Origin of the sequence: Microbacterium sp. NPDC089190, from assembly GCF_040701795.1 — a bacterium.
GTDB lineage: Bacteria > Actinomycetota > Actinomycetes > Actinomycetales > Microbacteriaceae > Microbacterium > Microbacterium galbum.
Genome location: NZ_JBFBHF010000001.1, coordinates 647,320 through 663,097 on the forward strand (window position 1 = coordinate 647,320; position 15,778 = coordinate 663,097).

11 protein-coding genes and 1 riboswitch are annotated in these 15,778 nt (G+C 71.3%); of the genes, 4 read left to right on the top strand and 7 right to left on the bottom strand.

Features of this window, described 5'->3' with window-relative positions; all coding sequences use genetic code 11:
• Positions 1 to 48 precede the first annotated feature (48 nt).
• On the bottom strand, positions 49 to 1,323 hold the full coding sequence (gene glyA / locus AB0230_RS03220) for a serine hydroxymethyltransferase (RefSeq protein WP_363578664.1): 1,275 nt from the start codon (positions 1,321 to 1,323) through the stop codon (positions 49 to 51).
• A 57-nt stretch (positions 1,324 to 1,380) separates the two neighbouring features.
• Positions 1,381 to 1,466: riboswitch (ZMP/ZTP riboswitch) on the bottom strand.
• 352 nt (positions 1,467 to 1,818) lie between these two features.
• Here glyA and AB0230_RS03225 point away from each other — a divergent pair.
• From AB0230_RS03225 to AB0230_RS03235, 3 genes are all read left to right on the top strand, one after another.
• Positions 1,819 to 2,205, top strand: coding sequence for a YrdB family protein (locus AB0230_RS03225; RefSeq protein WP_315993412.1), 387 nt, complete (start codon positions 1,819 to 1,821; stop codon positions 2,203 to 2,205).
• On the top strand, positions 2,202 to 3,605 hold the full coding sequence (locus AB0230_RS03230; RefSeq protein ID WP_363578663.1) for an FAD-linked oxidase C-terminal domain-containing protein: 1,404 nt from the start codon (positions 2,202 to 2,204) through the stop codon (positions 3,603 to 3,605). The genes AB0230_RS03225 and AB0230_RS03230 overlap by 4 nt, the downstream gene beginning before the upstream one ends.
• A 124-nt stretch (positions 3,606 to 3,729) precedes the next feature.
• Entirely contained in the window at positions 3,730 to 5,130 is a 1,401-nt protein-coding gene (locus AB0230_RS03235; protein ID WP_315993414.1) for a L,D-transpeptidase family protein, read from the top strand.
• A 381-nt stretch (positions 5,131 to 5,511) separates the two neighbouring features.
• On the opposite strand, the gene AB0230_RS03240 is transcribed toward AB0230_RS03235, so the two are convergent.
• Positions 5,512 to 7,731, bottom strand: a complete 2,220-nt coding sequence (locus AB0230_RS03240; RefSeq protein WP_363393270.1) for an NADP-dependent isocitrate dehydrogenase — start codon at positions 7,729 to 7,731, stop codon at positions 5,512 to 5,514.
• 114 nt (positions 7,732 to 7,845) lie between these two features.
• A complete protein-coding gene (locus AB0230_RS03245; protein ID WP_366373932.1) occupies positions 7,846 to 8,391 on the bottom strand; it encodes a hypothetical protein in 546 nt (181 codons plus the stop codon).
• 128 nt (positions 8,392 to 8,519) lie between these two features.
• On the opposite strand from AB0230_RS03245, the gene AB0230_RS03250 reads away from it, so the two are divergent.
• Positions 8,520 to 8,972 carry a GNAT family N-acetyltransferase gene (locus tag AB0230_RS03250; RefSeq protein ID WP_315993417.1) on the top strand — a complete coding sequence of 151 codons (453 nt, stop codon included), beginning with the start codon at positions 8,520 to 8,522 and terminating at the stop codon, positions 8,970 to 8,972.
• 328 nt (positions 8,973 to 9,300) lie between these two features.
• On the opposite strand, the gene AB0230_RS03255 is transcribed toward AB0230_RS03250, so the two are convergent.
• The 4 genes from AB0230_RS03255 to AB0230_RS03270 all read right to left on the bottom strand — a co-directional run bounded on the left by AB0230_RS03255 (position 9,301) and on the right by AB0230_RS03270 (position 15,623).
• Positions 9,301 to 11,118: an ABC transporter ATP-binding protein gene (locus AB0230_RS03255; protein WP_315993419.1), complete on the bottom strand. Its 1,818-nt coding sequence runs from the start codon at positions 11,116 to 11,118 to the stop codon at positions 9,301 to 9,303.
• Positions 11,115 to 13,034, bottom strand: a complete 1,920-nt coding sequence (locus tag AB0230_RS03260; protein WP_366373934.1) for an ABC transporter ATP-binding protein — start codon at positions 13,032 to 13,034, stop codon at positions 11,115 to 11,117. Before AB0230_RS03260 ends, AB0230_RS03255 begins: the two co-directional genes overlap by 4 nt.
• 286 nt (positions 13,035 to 13,320) lie before the next feature.
• Positions 13,321 to 13,818, bottom strand: coding sequence for a methylated-DNA--[protein]-cysteine S-methyltransferase (locus tag AB0230_RS03265; protein WP_366373936.1), 498 nt, complete (start codon positions 13,816 to 13,818; stop codon positions 13,321 to 13,323).
• On the bottom strand, positions 13,815 to 15,623 hold the full coding sequence (locus AB0230_RS03270; RefSeq protein WP_366373938.1) for an AlkA N-terminal domain-containing protein: 1,809 nt from the start codon (positions 15,621 to 15,623) through the stop codon (positions 13,815 to 13,817). Before AB0230_RS03270 ends, AB0230_RS03265 begins: the two co-directional genes overlap by 4 nt.
• Positions 15,624 to 15,778 lie beyond the last annotated feature (155 nt).

Consider the following 15,778-nt stretch of genomic DNA (forward strand, 5'->3'; position numbering starts at 1 on the left):
CCGGATGCCGGGGCGGGGTCGGCTGCGCGACGCCCGCCCCGGCACGGCTCACTGCTGCAGGTCGGGGTACAGCGGGAAGGCCTCGGTCAGCGTCGCCACGCGGGCGCGGAGAGCCTCGACGTCGGCGCCCGGGATCAGCGCGAGGGCGATGATGTCGGCCACCTCGGTGAACTCCACGTCGCCGAAGCCGCGGGTCGCGAGCGCCGGGGTGCCGATGCGAAGGCCCGAGGTCACCATCGGCGGACGCGGGTCGTTCGGCACGGCGTTGCGGTTGACCGTGATGTGGATGTCGTGCAGCAGGTCTTCGGCCTGCTTGCCGTCGATCTCGGCCTCGCGGAGATCGACGAGCACGAGGTGCACGTCGGTGCCGCCCGAGCGCACGGCGATGCCGGCGTTCTTCACGTCGTCCTGGGTGAGACGGTCGGCGAGGATCGCCGCTCCGCGGAGCGTGCGCTCCTGACGTTCCTTGAACTCGGGCGTCATCGCGAGCTTGAACGCCGTCGCCTTCGCCGCGATGACGTGCATGAGCGGACCGCCCTGCTGCCCGGGGAAGACCGCGGTGTTGATCTTCTTGGCGATGTCGGCGTCGTTGGTGAGGATCAGGCCCGAGCGGGGGCCGCCGATCGTCTTGTGCACGGTGGTGGAGACGACGTGCGCGTGCGGGATCGGGCTCGGGTGCACGCCCGCGGCCACGAGACCGGCGAAGTGCGCCATGTCGACCCAGAGGAGGGCGCCTACCTCGTCGGCGATCGCGCGGAACGCTTCGAAGTCGAGCTGACGCGGGTATGCCGACCAGCCGGCGATGATGACCTTCGGCTTGTGCTCGACGGCGAGACGGCGCACCTCGTCCATGTCGATGACCGAGGTCTCGGGGTCGACGCCGTACGCGACGATGTCGTAGAGACGGCCCGAGAAGTTGATCTTCATGCCGTGCGTCAGGTGGCCGCCCTGGTCGAGGGCGAGACCGAGCAGCGTGTCGCCGGGGCGCGCGATCGCGTGCAGCACCGCAGCGTTGGCGGAGGCGCCGGAGTGCGGCTGGACGTTGGCGAACTCGGCGCCGAACAGCTGCTTGGCGCGCTCGATCGCGAGCGACTCGGCGACGTCGACCTCTTCGCAGCCGCCGTAGTAGCGGCGTCCGGGGTAGCCCTCGGCGTACTTGTTGGTCAGCACCGAGCCCTGCGACTGCAGCACCGAGACGGGCACGAAGTTCTCCGACGCGATCATCTCGAGGAAGCCGCGCTGGCGGTTCAGTTCGCGCTCGAGGACCTCGGCGATCTCGGGGTCGACCTCCGAGAGAGGGGCGTTGAAGTACGGATCGGTCATGCGATCTCCTTGACGATGGTTCCGGATGCCGCGGACTCGGCGAGTCCGCGGAGATACCGCATCGACCCAGGCGTGCGGTCGAATACCGTCAAGCGGTCGCTCCCCGGTGGTGTCCCACCTCAACGCCAGTCGCGACGGTGCCACTGTATCGCGTATCACGTGCGCGGCCTCGCGTGACCCGGCATCCACCGTTGCTCCACAGGTTCCTCTCGACGCGGAGGGGGCTGAGCCTGTCGAAGGCGCCACGGTCCGCGTCAGCCCTGTCCGACGCAGAGGTGGCTGGGCTCGTCGAAGCCACCGGGGCCTCCGCGGGTCCCGGTGGCTTCGACAGGCTCAGGGACCTGAGCTGGGCGAGGGGGCTGAGCGTGCCGACGCCGCCGCGGCCGGCGCGGGCCCGGTCTCTTCGACAGGCTCAGGGACCTCGGTTGCGGCGCGATCGGCTCGACGGTGAGCGATCCCGGATGCCGAGCCCGCGGGCCCGCGTAAAATGGCGGGGTGACCGACTCCCCCAACGTCCGCGCGCAGGCGCCCCTCGCTCCCGGCATGCGCCCGCGGCCGACGGCGGTCGAGATCGGCAGCGTCGTCTGCGGCCTCTTCGCCTTCGTGACGCTCGCCATCTGGGGCTTCACCGCGTGGCCGCTGCCGTGGAACATCGTGGCCGGCATCGGCGCCCCGGCCCTGGCCGTGATCGTCTGGGCCCTGTTCGTCTCACCCCGCGCGGTGCTCGCCGTGCACCCCTTCGTGCGCGCCATCGTCGAGCTGTTCGTCTACGCCGCGGCCACCGTGGCGTGGTGGAGCATGGGCCAGGCCTGGATCGGCCTCGGTTTCGCCATCGTCGCCGTCGTCTTCGGCGCCCTGAACGGCCGCCGGCGCCTGGCATGACAGACGAGACGGCGCACCTCACGCCGTCGCAGCGCGCGGGTGACGACGTCCTCGCGCTGCTCCGGGCCGAACTCGGCGCGCGCGTCGACACCGCCCCCGCCGCCCTCGAGGCGGCTCGCGCCGACAAATCGGGCCACGCGGCCGAGGGCCTCCCCCTCGCGGTGGTGCACGCGGCGTCCGTCGCCGACGTCCAGGCCGTCATGCGCATCGCCACCGCCACACGCACGCCCGTCGTGCCGCGCGGAGCGGGGACGGGACTCGCGGGCGGCGCCAACACCGGCGGCGGTGAGATCAGCCTGTCGGTGCGCGCGATGGACCGCGTGCTCGAGGTGCGCCCCGACGATCTGCTGGCCGTCGTCGAACCCGGCATCCTGAACGCCGACCTCAACACCCACCTCGAATCTCACGGAGTCTGGTGGGCCCCCGACCCCGCGAGCCGGGCCATCTCCACCGTCGGCGGCAACATCGCCACCGGTGCGGGTGGCCTGCTGTGCGCGAAGTACGGCGTGGTGCGCGACGCGGTGCTCGGCGTCGACCTCGTGCTCGCCGACGGCCGCCTCCTCCACCTCGGCCACCGCAGCGTGAAGGGGGTGACCGGCCTCGACCTCACCTCGCTCGTGATCGGATCCGAGGGCACACTCGGCGTGGTGGTGGGCGCGACCCTCAAGCTCCGCCGCCTCGTCGAAGGCGAGCGTGTGACCCTGACGGCCCTGTTCGACGGCGTGCGCGCCGCCGCCGTCGCCTGCGCCGCGGTCACGGCATCCGGAGTGCAGCCCGCGATCATGGAGCTGATGGATGCCACGAGCCTCGCCGCCGTGCACCGCCTGCTCTCGCTGCCCACCCCTCCCGCGGGCGCGGCGCAGGTGACGATCCAGACCGACGGCCCCGTCGCGGTCGATGAAGCACGGGCGATCGCCGCGGTGCTGGAGGCCGCGGGAGGACGCGTGTCGGTCGCGGCCGACGCGGCCGAGGGCGAGGAGCTGCTCGCGGTGCGGCGGGCCATGCACCCGGCGATGGAGACGCTCGGCACCCCCCTCATCGAGGACGTGTCGGTACCCCGCAGCGCGCTTCCCGACATGTTCGACGAGATCGCCCGCATCGAACGGCAGTACGGCCTCGTCATCCCCGCCGTCGCCCACGCGGGCGACGGCAACCTGCATCCGAACTTCGTCTTCGAGGGGCCCGAGGTCCCCCCGGTGGTGTGGGAGGCGGCGGAGGAGCTGTTCCGCGCGGCGCTCGCGCTCGGCGGCACGCTCACCGGTGAGCACGGCATCGGCGTGCTCAAGCGACGCTGGCTCGCCGAGGAGTTGGGCGACGATCAGTGGGCCCTGCAACGAGACATCGCCCGCGTCTTCGATCCCCTCGGCATCCTGAACCCCGGCAAGGTGTTCGCTCCCTGAGTCGCGCTTCCCGGCCGGCACGGCCGCGTCGCGCCACGGGCGTGATCAGACCGTGATATTGCTCAGGGCAGACGCGCAGTGTGCGCCTCTACCATTGGAAGACTGACTTCCGGGGGGTTTGACTATGACCGACGGCGCACCTGGCACCGACGGCGCGACGTACGCCTGGGCTCCCGCCGAGCCCCAGCCGCGCAAGAACCGCTCCGGCCTGTGGATCGGCATCCCCGCCGGTGCCACGGCCGTGGCCCTCATCGCCGCGTCGCTCGTGCTGATCGCCCCCGGGGCCTCGGTCGCCGGCGTGCAGATCGGCGGTCTCACGGCCGGCGCTGCGGCGCAGGCCATCGAGTCGCGTCTGGCGCAGACGGCCGTCACGGTCGAGAGCCCCGCGGGCGAGGTCGTCGTGACCGGTGCCGACCTCGGCGCGACCGTCGACGCGGCAGCCCTCGCCGACAAGGCCTTCGCCGACAACCCGATGTGGAAGCCCTCGTCGTGGTTCCCGCAGGGGACGGGCGTGTCCGTCCAGATCGACGAGGCCGAGGCCGCCGCAGCTCTTCGCGACAAGGCCCCCGGCGCGTACCGCGCTCCCGTCGACGCGACCGTCGCGTATGACGCCGGGTCGCAGGCCTACGTGACCACCCCCGCCGAGGCCGGCGAAGGCATCGATGTCACAGCGGTCACCGCGGCGCTGCAGTCGGCATTCGACGCCGGCACCGCTGCGACCACCGTCGAGGCCTCGCTCGTGCCCGTCGACGCCCCCGTCTCCACCGACGAGGCCGCGGCCGCGGTCGGCACGCTCAACGGCATCCTCGATTCGGCCGGCTTCTACGTCGGCGACGAGCGCACCGTCACCGTCGACCGCGCCACCGCCGCCTCGTGGCTCACCGTCACTCCCGACGGCAAGGGCGCGTTCGCGATCTCGGCCGACGAGGCCGCGATCCAGGATGCGGTCGCCGGGCTCCCCGCCGCGGTCGATCGTGGGGCGATCAACGCCGACGTGATCGTCGACACCGGCGGAGAGGTCATCCACACCAACACCGAGGGTCAGACCGGACGCTCGCTCGGCGACACCGCCGGCATCGCCGCGGCCTTCGCCACGCAGCTCGCCGAGGGCAACGGGCGGTACGCGCTGACCGTGGCCGAGACGCCGTTCGAGACGACGAAGACCGAGCGCCGTATCGACGTCAACCTCAGCACGCAGACCACGACGCTCTGGCAGAACGGGCAGGTGTACCGCACCTACACGATCTCGTCGGGCGCGGGCGACCACGCCACCCACACCGGCGAGTTCCGCATCGGCTGGAAGACGGCCATGCAGGACATGGGCTGCGTCCCCGGCTACGACTACTGCACGAAGGACGTCCCCTGGGTCGCCTACTTCAACGGCGACGAGGGCTTCCACGGCACCTACTGGCACAACAACTTCGGTACGCCGATGAGCCACGGCTGCATCAACATGACCATCCCGCAGGCCAAGGAGCTCTACGACTGGGCCTACCGCGGCACCGAGGTGTCGGTCCACTACTGAGCCCGGATCCTTCAGACGAGGGGCGGATGCCATTCGGCATCCGCCCCTCGTCCCGTTTCGGGGCCCCTCCCTCGAGTGGGCGTGCGACAGCCCGTCCGCTCACGCGGGCGCGACATCACGCGGGCCGTCCCCGTGGGCGCGACGCACCGCAGGAGTTTCCCTCCTCGGCCGGCCCGTCCGCCCCGGGATCGGGTCCCTCGCGCGCACAACTCCTGCGCTACGGCTCGGCCGAATGATCATCGCCAGCGGGAGCGGCGGCTCTGCAGGAGCTGTGCACGCCGACCCGGGCCGACGGATCGGCCCAGCGCACGGTCTCGGGGCGGGGCGACGACGAAAGAGGGGCGGATGCCGATGGCATCCGCCCCTCTCGGGATCAGGCGATCAACGCAGCGCGTCGATGACCGCGTTCAGCGTGGCCGAGGGGCGCATGACCTTCTCGACGAGCGCCGTGTCGGGGCGGTAGTAGCCGCCGATCTCGGCGTGGTGGCCCTGGACCGCGTTGAGCTCGGACACGATGGTCTGCTCCTCCGCCTCCAGCTTCTCGGCGACAGGGGCGAAGACGGCGGCCAGGTCGGCATCCGTCGTCTGCTTCGCCAGCTCCTCAGCCCAGTACAGCGCGAGGTAGAAGTGGCTGCCGCGGTTGTCGATCGTGCCGAGCGCACGACCCGGCGACTTGTCGTTCTCGAGGAACGTGCCGGTCGCGGCATCCAGCGTCTGCGCGAGCACGCGGGCGCGGTCGTTGCCCGTCGTGTCGGCGAGGTGCTCGAGAGAGGCCGCGAGGGCGAAGAACTCACCCAGCGAGTCCCAGCGGAGGTAGTCCTCCTCGACGAGCTGCTGCACGTGCTTGGGGGCGGAGCCACCGGCACCGGTCTCGAACAGGCCACCGCCCGCGAGCAGCGGCACGATCGAGAGCATCTTGGCGCTCGTGCCCACCTCGAGGATCGGGAACAGGTCGGTGAGGTAGTCACGCAGCACGTTGCCGGTGACCGAGATCGTGTCCTCACCGCGGCGGATGCGCTCGAGCGAGTACCGCGTGGCCTCGGCCGGAGCGAGGATCTCGATGGTGAGGCCCTCGGTGTCGTGGTCGGCGAGGTACTCGTGCACCTTGGCGATGAGGTTGCGATCGTGCGCGCGGGTCTCGTCGAGCCAGAACACGGCCGGAACGCCGGTCGCGCGGGCGCGCGTGACGGCGAGCTTCACCCAGTCGCGGACAGCCACGTCTTTGGTCTGCGTCGCGCGCCAGATGTCGCCCGTGCTCACCTCGTGCTCGAGCAGCACGTCGCCGTTCGAGGCGACGACCTGCACGCGGCCCGGGGCCGGGATCTCGAAGGTCTTGTCGTGGCTGCCGTACTCCTCGGCGGCCTGAGCCATGAGACCGACGTTCGGTACCGAGCCGATGGTCGCCGGGTCGAGCGGACCGTTGGCGATGACGTCCTCGATGGTCGCCTGGTAGACACCGGCGTACGAGGAGTCGGGGATGACGGCGAGGGTGTCGTCTTCTCCCCCGTCGGCGCCCCACAGCTTGCCGCCGTTGCGGATGAGCGCGGGCATCGAGGCGTCGACGATGACGTCGGAGGGCACGTGCAGGTTGGTGATGCCCTTGTCGCTGTTCACGTACGAGAGGCGGGGGCCGTTCTCGAGACCGGCGCGGATCTCGGCCGCGATGGCCTCGCCGCCCTCGACGTTCGCCAGACCCGCGAGGATCGAGCCGAGGCCGTCGTTCGGGGTGAGCCCGGCGGCCGCGAGGGCGTCGCCGTGACGGTCGAAGACATCGGCGAAGAAGGCCTTCACGACGTGACCGAAGATGATCGGGTCGCTGACCTTCATCATCGTGGCCTTGAGGTGCACCGAGTAGAGCACGTCGTCGGCCTTGGCCTCGGCCAGCGTGTCGGCGAGGAACGCGTCGAGGGCCGCGGCCGAGAGGAACGTGGCATCCACGATCTCGCCCTGGAGGACCTTGAGGCCGTCCTTGAGGGTCTTCGTGGTGCCGTCGGCCGAGACGTGCTGGATGGTGAGCACGTCGTCGTCGGCGATGACGACCGACTTCTCGTTCGAGCGGAAGTCGTCGTGGCCGAGGGTCGCGACGCGGGTCTTCGAGCCCTCGCCGAACGCCTTGTTGCGGTGCGGGTGCTTCTTGGCGTAGTTCTTCACCGCCAGGGGCGCGCGGCGGTCGCTGTTGCCCTCGCGCAGCACGGGGTTCACGGCCGAGCCCTTGATGCGGTCGTACCGGGCGCGGACGTCCTTCTCATCGACGCTCGACGCCTCGTCGGGGTAGTCGGGGATGTCGTAGCCCTGCGCCTGCAGCTCGGCGATCGCCGCCTTGAGCTGAGGGATGGATGCCGAGATGTTCGGCAGCTTGATGATGTTCGCCTCGGGCAGCGTCGCGAGACCGCCGAGCTCGGCGAGGGCGTCGCCCACCTGCTGCTCGGGAGTGAGGCGCTGCGGGAAGGCCGCGAGGATGCGGCCGGCGAGCGAGATGTCGCGGGTCTCGACGTCGACGCCCGCCTGCTTCGTGACGGCCTGCACGATGGGCAGGAACGACGCGGTGGCGAGAGCCGGCGCCTCGTCGGTGTACGTGTAGATGATGGTGGAATCGGGCACGTCAGATCTCTCCGTAGAGGCGGCCAGGGTTGCGAACCAGCCTATCGCACCAGGGCAAAGTCTCTTGATGTCGAGATAGTTCCACTCGGCGCCCCCCTGTCGTGTGGACCCCGTTCAAGCGCGGATGCCGTGCTCCCGGGCCGTCTTCGGATGCGCCATGGTGTCGCGAGGAAGGTCGGCGACGCGCATCCACCCCGGCCCCTCGATCCGGGCGCCCTTCGCGGCGAGACCGTCGATCGCAGCATCCACCTCGCGGGAGATCTCGTCGGCGAGCTGACTGCCGACCACCATCGACACGATCACGCGGCACTCCTCTCGCTCGACGCGCGACGTCACGACGACCACGGCCTTCAGGGAGAACGGTCCGATACGCGTCGTGAAGAGGGACAAACCGGTGTTGTCCAACAGCGCCTCGCTGACGACGTCGCCGCGCTCCCACACCCAGAGGCTCTCGCCCGTCGCCCCCGGATCGGCGGAGCTCGTGCGTTCCGGCGCCGGGCGCAGGTGCGCCCGCGCCAGGGCCGCCGACACCGCGTCGACCGTGGCGCCCTGCGCCTCCCGCGCCACGTGGAGGACGCACGCGCGGGCGATCTTCCATCGGACCGCCGGTCCGTCTTCGGCGCGGGCAGGTCGCGCGGGCGGCGGGGTGGCGGCATCCATCGATTCAGCCTACGGCGGGTGTCCGGGGCGGGGCGGCGGGCGGGCGGGGGCGCGAAAACCATGACGCCGAACGCATGCGGTGGCATGGGATCTTGGGGCCGGGACGACGGTGCCGCTAGCCTGGGCGCATGGCTGACCTGCGTCTCGTCGAACTGTCCGCCGCCACGATCGTGGCCGTGAACAATCTCTCGCTCAAGCCCGGCCAGGAGCAGTTCCTCGCCCCGGTCAGCTACGGCATCGCCGCGACCGTGATGAACCCGTCGACGTCGTGGCAGCGCGTCGTGCTCGACGGCGACGAGGTCGTCGGCTTCGTGAGCGCCAACTTCGACGGCGAGGCGCCCGAGGAGCACTTCCGTTCCGTCCTGTGGCGCATCAACGTCGACGCCGACGACCAGGGCCGCGGTGTGGGCAGCTTCGCGCTCGGGCAGCTCCTCGAAGAGGCGCGCCGTCGCGGCATGGACCACGTCGATGTCATCTACGAGCCCGGCGTCGGCGGCCCGGAGGCCTTCTTCCAGCGCGTCGGCTTCGAGCCCGTCGACGAGACGGAGTACGGCGAGGTCATCGCGCGCGTTCGCGTGTGAGGCGAACCACCTCTGCTTCCCGGGTGAGGTTGTAGCCTCCGGGCGTACGGAGGATCCGCTTCCTCGTACGGTGTCCCCGTGTCCGGACCGTGGTTCTCCATCCCCTTCGGGGTCGCGCTCGCGGCCTACAGCCTCGTTCATCTAGGCTCGACTCCGCACTGGTGGAGCATCGCCACCACGGCCATTCTGCTTTCCGCTGCCGTGATGTCCGTCCTGCGGGGCGTCCTCGACCTACGGGCTCGCCGCCGCGCTCCGCGTGACTGACGACGGATGCCACGCGCCCCGCGTCAGGCGGGGGCGTGGCATCCGATGTTCTCGGCGCCCGGGGTCAGACGAGCGACTCCCGCCAGGCCGCGTGCAGCTGCGCGAACTTGCCCGTCCCGGCGATGAGGGCGGCGGGGGTGTCGTCCTCGATGATGCGACCGTGCTCCATCACCAGCACGCGGTCGGCGATCGCGACCGTCGACAGGCGGTGCGCGATGATGATCGCCGTGCGGTCGGCCAGCAACGTCTGCAGCGCATCCTGGATGAGACGCTCGCTCGGGATGTCGAGCGACGCCGTCGCCTCGTCGAGGATCAGCACCGCGGGGTCGGCGAGGAAGGCGCGCGCGAAGGAGATCAGCTGACGCTGGCCCGCAGAGACCCGACCGCCGCGCTTGTTCACGTCGGTGTCGTAGCCGTCGGGCAGCTTCGAGATGAAGCCGTCGGCGCCCACCGCACGGGCGGCGGCGCGGATCTCGTCCATCGTGGCGTCGGGCTTGCCGAGCGCGATGTTGTCGGCGACCGTTCCGCTGAAGAGGTACGCCTCCTGGGTGACCATGACGATCGCGCGGCGGAGATCCTTCGGGTGCAGGCGACGCAGATCGACCTCGTCGAGGGTGACGGCACCCTGCGTCGGGTCGTAGAAACGCGAGATGAGCTTCGCGAGCGTCGTCTTGCCGGCGCCGGTGGTGCCGACGAGGGCGATCGTCTGCCCCGCGGGGATGTCGAGCGTGAAGTTCGGCAGGATGACCCGACCCTCGGTGTAGCCGAAGGTGACCTCGTCGAAGCGGACGTGCCCGCGGGCACTCCACAGGTCGACGGGGTCGGTCGGGTCGGGAACCGTCGGCTCCTCCTCGAGGACGCCCGACACCTTCTCCAGGGCCGCGGTGGCGGACTGGTAGGAGTTCAGGAAGAACGCGACCTCCTGCAGGGGCGAGAAGAAGTTGCGCACGTACAGCACGGCGGCCGTCAGTACGCCGATCTCGAGCGGACCGGCGATGACGCGACCGCCGCCCCACAGCAGCACGACGGCCACCGAGACGGCGGCAACCGCCATGATCCCCGGCTCGAACGTTCCGAACAGACGGATCGAGCGCATGTTGACGTCGCGGTAATCCGCGGCGAGCGCGCCGAACTCGGCGTCGTTGCGGGGTTCCTTGCGGAACGCCTTCACGGCGCGGATACCCGTCATGGTCTCGACGAACTTGACGATGACCTGCGCACTGATGACGCGCGACTCCCGGTAGATGACCTGCGAGCGCGTGTAGAACCAGCGCATGAGCAGGTACATCGGGATGCCCATGACGGTGAGGATCAGCCCCGACTGCCAGTCGATGAGGAAGAGCGCGGCGAGGGTGAACAGGCCGTAGAGCACCCCCGACACCAGCTCGTTCAGTCCGCCGTCGAGCAGCTCGCGGATGGTGTCGAGGTCGCTCGTCTGACGCGAGATGATGCGGCCGGAGGTGTACGACTCGTGGAATTCGAGGCTGAGCTTCTGCGTGTGCAGGAAGATGCGCTTGCGCAGGTCGAGCATGATCGCCTGCGTCAGACGCGCGGCGACGACCACGTACCAGCCGATCAGCACGGCACCGCCGATGCCCGCGAGCAGGTACACGCCGACCACGCCGTAGGTCGGCATCCAGTCGCTGCGCTCGATGACGGCGGGGAGCGCGTTGTCGATGCCGTAGGCGATCAGCGCGGGACCGGCCACACGCAGTGCCGTCGAGACGACGAGCACGGCCGCAGCCAGCACGAGCTGCCACCGCAGCGGCGACACGAGCGATCCGAGCAGGCGGAGGGAGCGCTGCCGGATGGCCTTGCTCTCGGCGCGCGTGTAGTCGGAGCGGTCTTCGCCGCTGGTCCCGGACACGGTCGCGGTGCTCATCGGGTCGCCTCCTTCTCGGTGAGGGCGTCGTCGGTGGGGGCGTCTCCGGATGCCGTGGCCCGGCGCCCGTCGGTGTCCGCGAAGTCCTCGTCGGGAGCGATGATCGAGATGGCTCCCGTCCGCGCCTCGCGCTCGGCTTCCTCGAGGCTCGAGATGACGTAGCGGTAGTGCTCGCTCTCACGCAGCAGCTCGGAATGGGTGCCGACCGCCGTGACGCGCCCGTCCTCCAGCAGCGCGACGCGATCGGCCAGGGTGACCGTCGAGGGCCGGTGGGCGACGACCAGGGCCGTCGTCTCGCTGAGGACCTCGCGCAGGGCGTCTTCGACGAGGGCCTCGGTGTCGACGTCGAGCGCCGACAGCGGATCGTCGAGCACGAGGACGGCGGGGCGGGCGGCGACCGCTCGCGCAAGGGCGAGACGCTGACGCTGGCCGCCCGAGAGGCTGAGCCCCTCCTCGCCGATGACGGTGTCGACACCGTCGGGCAGGTCGTGCACGAACTGGGCCTGAGCGACCTGCAGGGCTTCGCGCAGGATCTCCTCCGCTTCGGGCGAGCCCGGGACGAGGTCTTCGCGCCCGAGGAGGACGTTGTCGCGCACCGTCTGCGAGAACAGGGTCGCGTCTTCGAAGGCCATGCCGACATGGCGCCGCAGCTCGGCGAGCGACAGCTCGCGCACGTCGACGCCGTCGAGCAGCACGCGTCCGCCCGTGACGTCGTAGAGCCGGCACGGCAGGGTCGTGAGCGTGGTCTTGCCGGAACCGGTCAGGCCCACGAGGGCCATCGTCTCGCCCGGGCGCAGCGTCAGATCGATTCCGTCGAGCAGATCGGGCTCGGTGCCGGCGGCATCCTGATAGCGGAAGTGGGCGCCCTCGAAGGTGAGCTCGCCGCGCGGTGCGGCGATCGAACGCGGGTTCTCCGGGTCGACGATCGTGTTCTGCTCGTCGAACACCTCGAAGATGCGGTCGGTCGCGGTGCGCGCGTCGAGCAGGAACGAGAAGAGGAAGCCGATCGACTCCATCGGCCAACGCAGCACGGTGGCCATGGCGAAGAAGGCCACGAGCTCGGCGACCTGCAGCTGCTCGAGTTGCGCCAGCACGATCCCCGCGCCGAGGCAGACGGCGAAGGCGATGTCGGGCAGCAGCACGAGCCAGAACCAGATCCAGCCGACCGCGCGGGCCTTGTCGATCTCGGTCTCACGCAGCGACTCCGCCTGCCGGGTGAACTTCTGCAGCGCGTGCTTTCCGCGGCCGAAGGCCTTGAGCACGCGGATGCCGTGGACGCTCTCTTCGACGGAGGTCGCGAGGTCGCCCGCCTGATCCTGGCTCTGACGGGTGAGGGCGCCGTACCGCTTCTCGAACCGGAAGCCGACGTAGATCACCGGGGCAGAGGTGACGAGGAACAGTGCTCCGAGCAGCCAGTGCCAGCGGAAGAGCAGGATCGCGCCGATCGCGATCGTCAGCATGTTGACGACGAGCAGGATGACACCGAAGGCGAGCCACCGGCGCAGCATGCTGATGTCCTGCATCATGCGCGAGAGGAGCTGCCCCGACTGCCACCGATCGTGGAAGGCGACGGGCAGCCGTTGCAGGCGCGAGTAGAACGACTGGCGCAGGTCGTATTCGACCTTGGTCGCCGGCGCGAGCACGAACCACCGACGCAGCCACACCATCGCCGCCTCGGCGAGGCCGAGCGCGAGCACGGCGAGAGAGCCCCACACGAGCGCGGCGGGGTCGAGGGAGGCGATGGGGCCCGCGACGATCTGCTCGAGGACGAGCGGGATGGCGAGGGCGAGGAGGCTCGCGATGAGCGCCGTGACGGCGCCCGCGATGAGGCGCGGCAGCACCGGCCGCGCGATGGGCAGCAACCGCGCGAGAGCGCGCGGCGTGGAGAGACGTTTCGGAGTCGTCGAGGTGGTCATGATCCTCAGTGGGTCGAAGCGGGCGCCGGGATCGGGCGCGGACAGGGAAGCCGAGGGCGCGACGGGTTTCGTCGGTCAGGGCGGAAGCGCGAGCGCCGGAGCGCGGACGCGGGCCCTAGGAGCGTCGGCCGGGACGCGTGGCGACGGAGAATGCGGCGGCCGGGGCGACGGGGGCGTCGATCTGGTCCATGGCATCCTCCTTGATCTGGTGAAGCCATCGCCGGGGGAACGACAGCCCTCCAGAGTATCCCTGTGAGAACGCTGAAGGCAAGGGTGTCTTCGCCGCTCAGGCTGCCGCTTCGCGCGCGAGGAGGCTCTGCTTGACCGCGGTGCCCCACGCGAATCCGCCCATCGTCCCGTCTCCCCGCAGAACGCGGTGGCACGGGACGAACAGGGCGACCGCATTGCGGGCGCAGACGGATGCCGCGGCCCGCACCGCGGTGGGCGAGCCCAGCGCCGCGGCGAACCCGGTGTAGGTCAGCGGGGAACCGGGCGCGATACGGCGCAGGCCCTGCCACCCGGCGAGCTGGAGGGCCGTACCGTGCTGCGCGACCTCGACGTCGTCGATCGCCACGACATCGCCCGCGTAGTAGGCGCGGACCGCCACGGCCGCGGCGGTCTCGCCCGGGGACACGAGGTCGGGACGGCGGTCGGGCCGCAGGCGGGCGAGGACGGCGTCGCGGTCGCCGGTCCATCCCGACACGATCACGCGATCGGCGGCGTCGGCGAGGATCGCGAACGGGCCGTCGGGGGTGTCGACGAACTGCAGGGTGGCCGTGGTCATGCGGGGGTCTCGCATTCTGCGTCGGGGGCGGGGATCGGTGCGGGGCGGGCGGGTCGCGCCGCGGCGGGTGCCGCGGTCTCGGGGACCGCGAAGGCAGGTGACGCGGGCGCGAGCACCGCGGAAGCGGGTGACGTGTCGCGAGGTGCGATGGCGCGGGCACCGTGCGGCGCGGATGTCGCGGATGCGCCGCGCGCGGGCGCCGCGGCATCCGGCACGGAGGCGGCGTCGCCGATCGCCACGGCGAGACCGTTCGCGACGACGTCGACCCCCGCGGCGCGGCGCCGCGGCCGGTCGACAGCCGCCGCAGCCGCCGTCTCGGCGGGCGAGCGCCAGGCCTGGGTCACCGGGGCCGCGTACCAGTAGTGCGCCATCGCGTAGCTGCGCCACGGAGCCAGGCGCTGCGACCAGGCGGTGAACCCGGCGGGATCGGACGGCAGACCGAGCTGCGCGGCACCGGCGCGCGCTGCGACGTCTCCGGGGAGCAGCACGTCGGGGTCGCCGAGGACACGCATGCGCACATAGTCGGCGGTCCACGGGCCGATCCCCCGCCGGGCGAGGAGCCGCTCCCGCTGCTCGGCGCCGTCGTCGCCGGGTCCGATCTCGAGTGAGCCGTCGGCCAAGGCTGCGGCGGCCTCGACGATCGCGCGCATGCGCGCGGCCGGCCCCCGCAGCACCTCGAGTCCGCGTTCGGCGATCACGGCCGGCGGGGGGAACAGCGTCATCGGCTCGGGCGCCACGCTCGCGGACTCACCCAGCTCGGCGGCGAGTCGCCCCTGCATGGTGCGGGCCGAGGCGACGCTGATCTGCTGGCCGATCATGGCGCGTAACAGCATCTCGTCGGCATCCATCGCCCCCGGCACCCGGACACCGGGGATCGCGGCGACGGCGGGAGCGAGTTCGGGATGCCGCGCGAGGGCGTCGTCGATCGCGCGCGGGTCGGCATCGAGATCGAACAGTCGCCTGACCCGTGCGATGAGCGTGCCGAGATCGGCGAGCGCGCTCAGCCGCGCGCGCAGGCGCAGCTTGTCGTCGGCGCGGCGCACCTCGAACCACGCGGGGCCACCGGGAAGGCGCACCACCCGTGCGAACGAGCGGTCGTCGCCGACCTCGACACCCGGGATCGCGTGCGCCCGCATCCATCCGAAGAGCCCGACCGTGTCGATGGGCCCGCGTACCGGAAGCGCCAGATCGATCTCGCCCGCCGCCGCCTCGGCGCGCGTGGTCGCCGAACGGCGCGCGCGCAGGGCGCTGGGCGTCATCCCGAACACCTCGCCGATGGTCTCGGTGAATTGACGGACGCTCGAGAATCCGGCCGAGAAGGCCACGTCGGCCGACGACAGGTCGGTGCCCACGAGCAGGGCCCGCGCGGTGTGGGCGCGATGGGCTCGCGCGAGGGCGAGCGGACCCGCACCGAGCTCGGCGGCGAGGAGTCGCGTCAGGTGACGCGACGAATACCCCAGGCGGCGGGCGAGGCCCGGGACGCCCTCGCGGTCGACCACTCCGTCGGCGATGAGGCGCATGGCGCGGGCCACGACGTCTCCGCGTACGTCCCACAGGGGCGAACCCGGGGCGGCCTCGGGCAGACACCTCTTGCACGCGCGATAGCCCGCCTCGTGCGCTGCGGCGGAGGTGGCGTAGAAGGTGACGTTCTCTTCGTTCGGGGTGCGCGCCGGACAGCTCGGACGGCAGTAGATGCCCGTCGATCGCACGGCCGTGACGAACTGCCCGTCGAAGCGCCGGTCGCGCGACTGGATCACGCGGTAGCGCTCGGTGAAGCCCGGCGCGTCGGCGGTGGTGGGGGTCATGGCATCCACCCTGCCATCGACCTCCGACATCGGCTGGCGGAAATCGGACACGGCCGTGGGCGGCCGCGAAAGCGCGGGCGGAGACGGGGTGGCGACAGGTGCGCAGGTGGCCCCGGGGCGACGGAGGTGGCCCTGGGGCCACCCTGCGCCCCGAC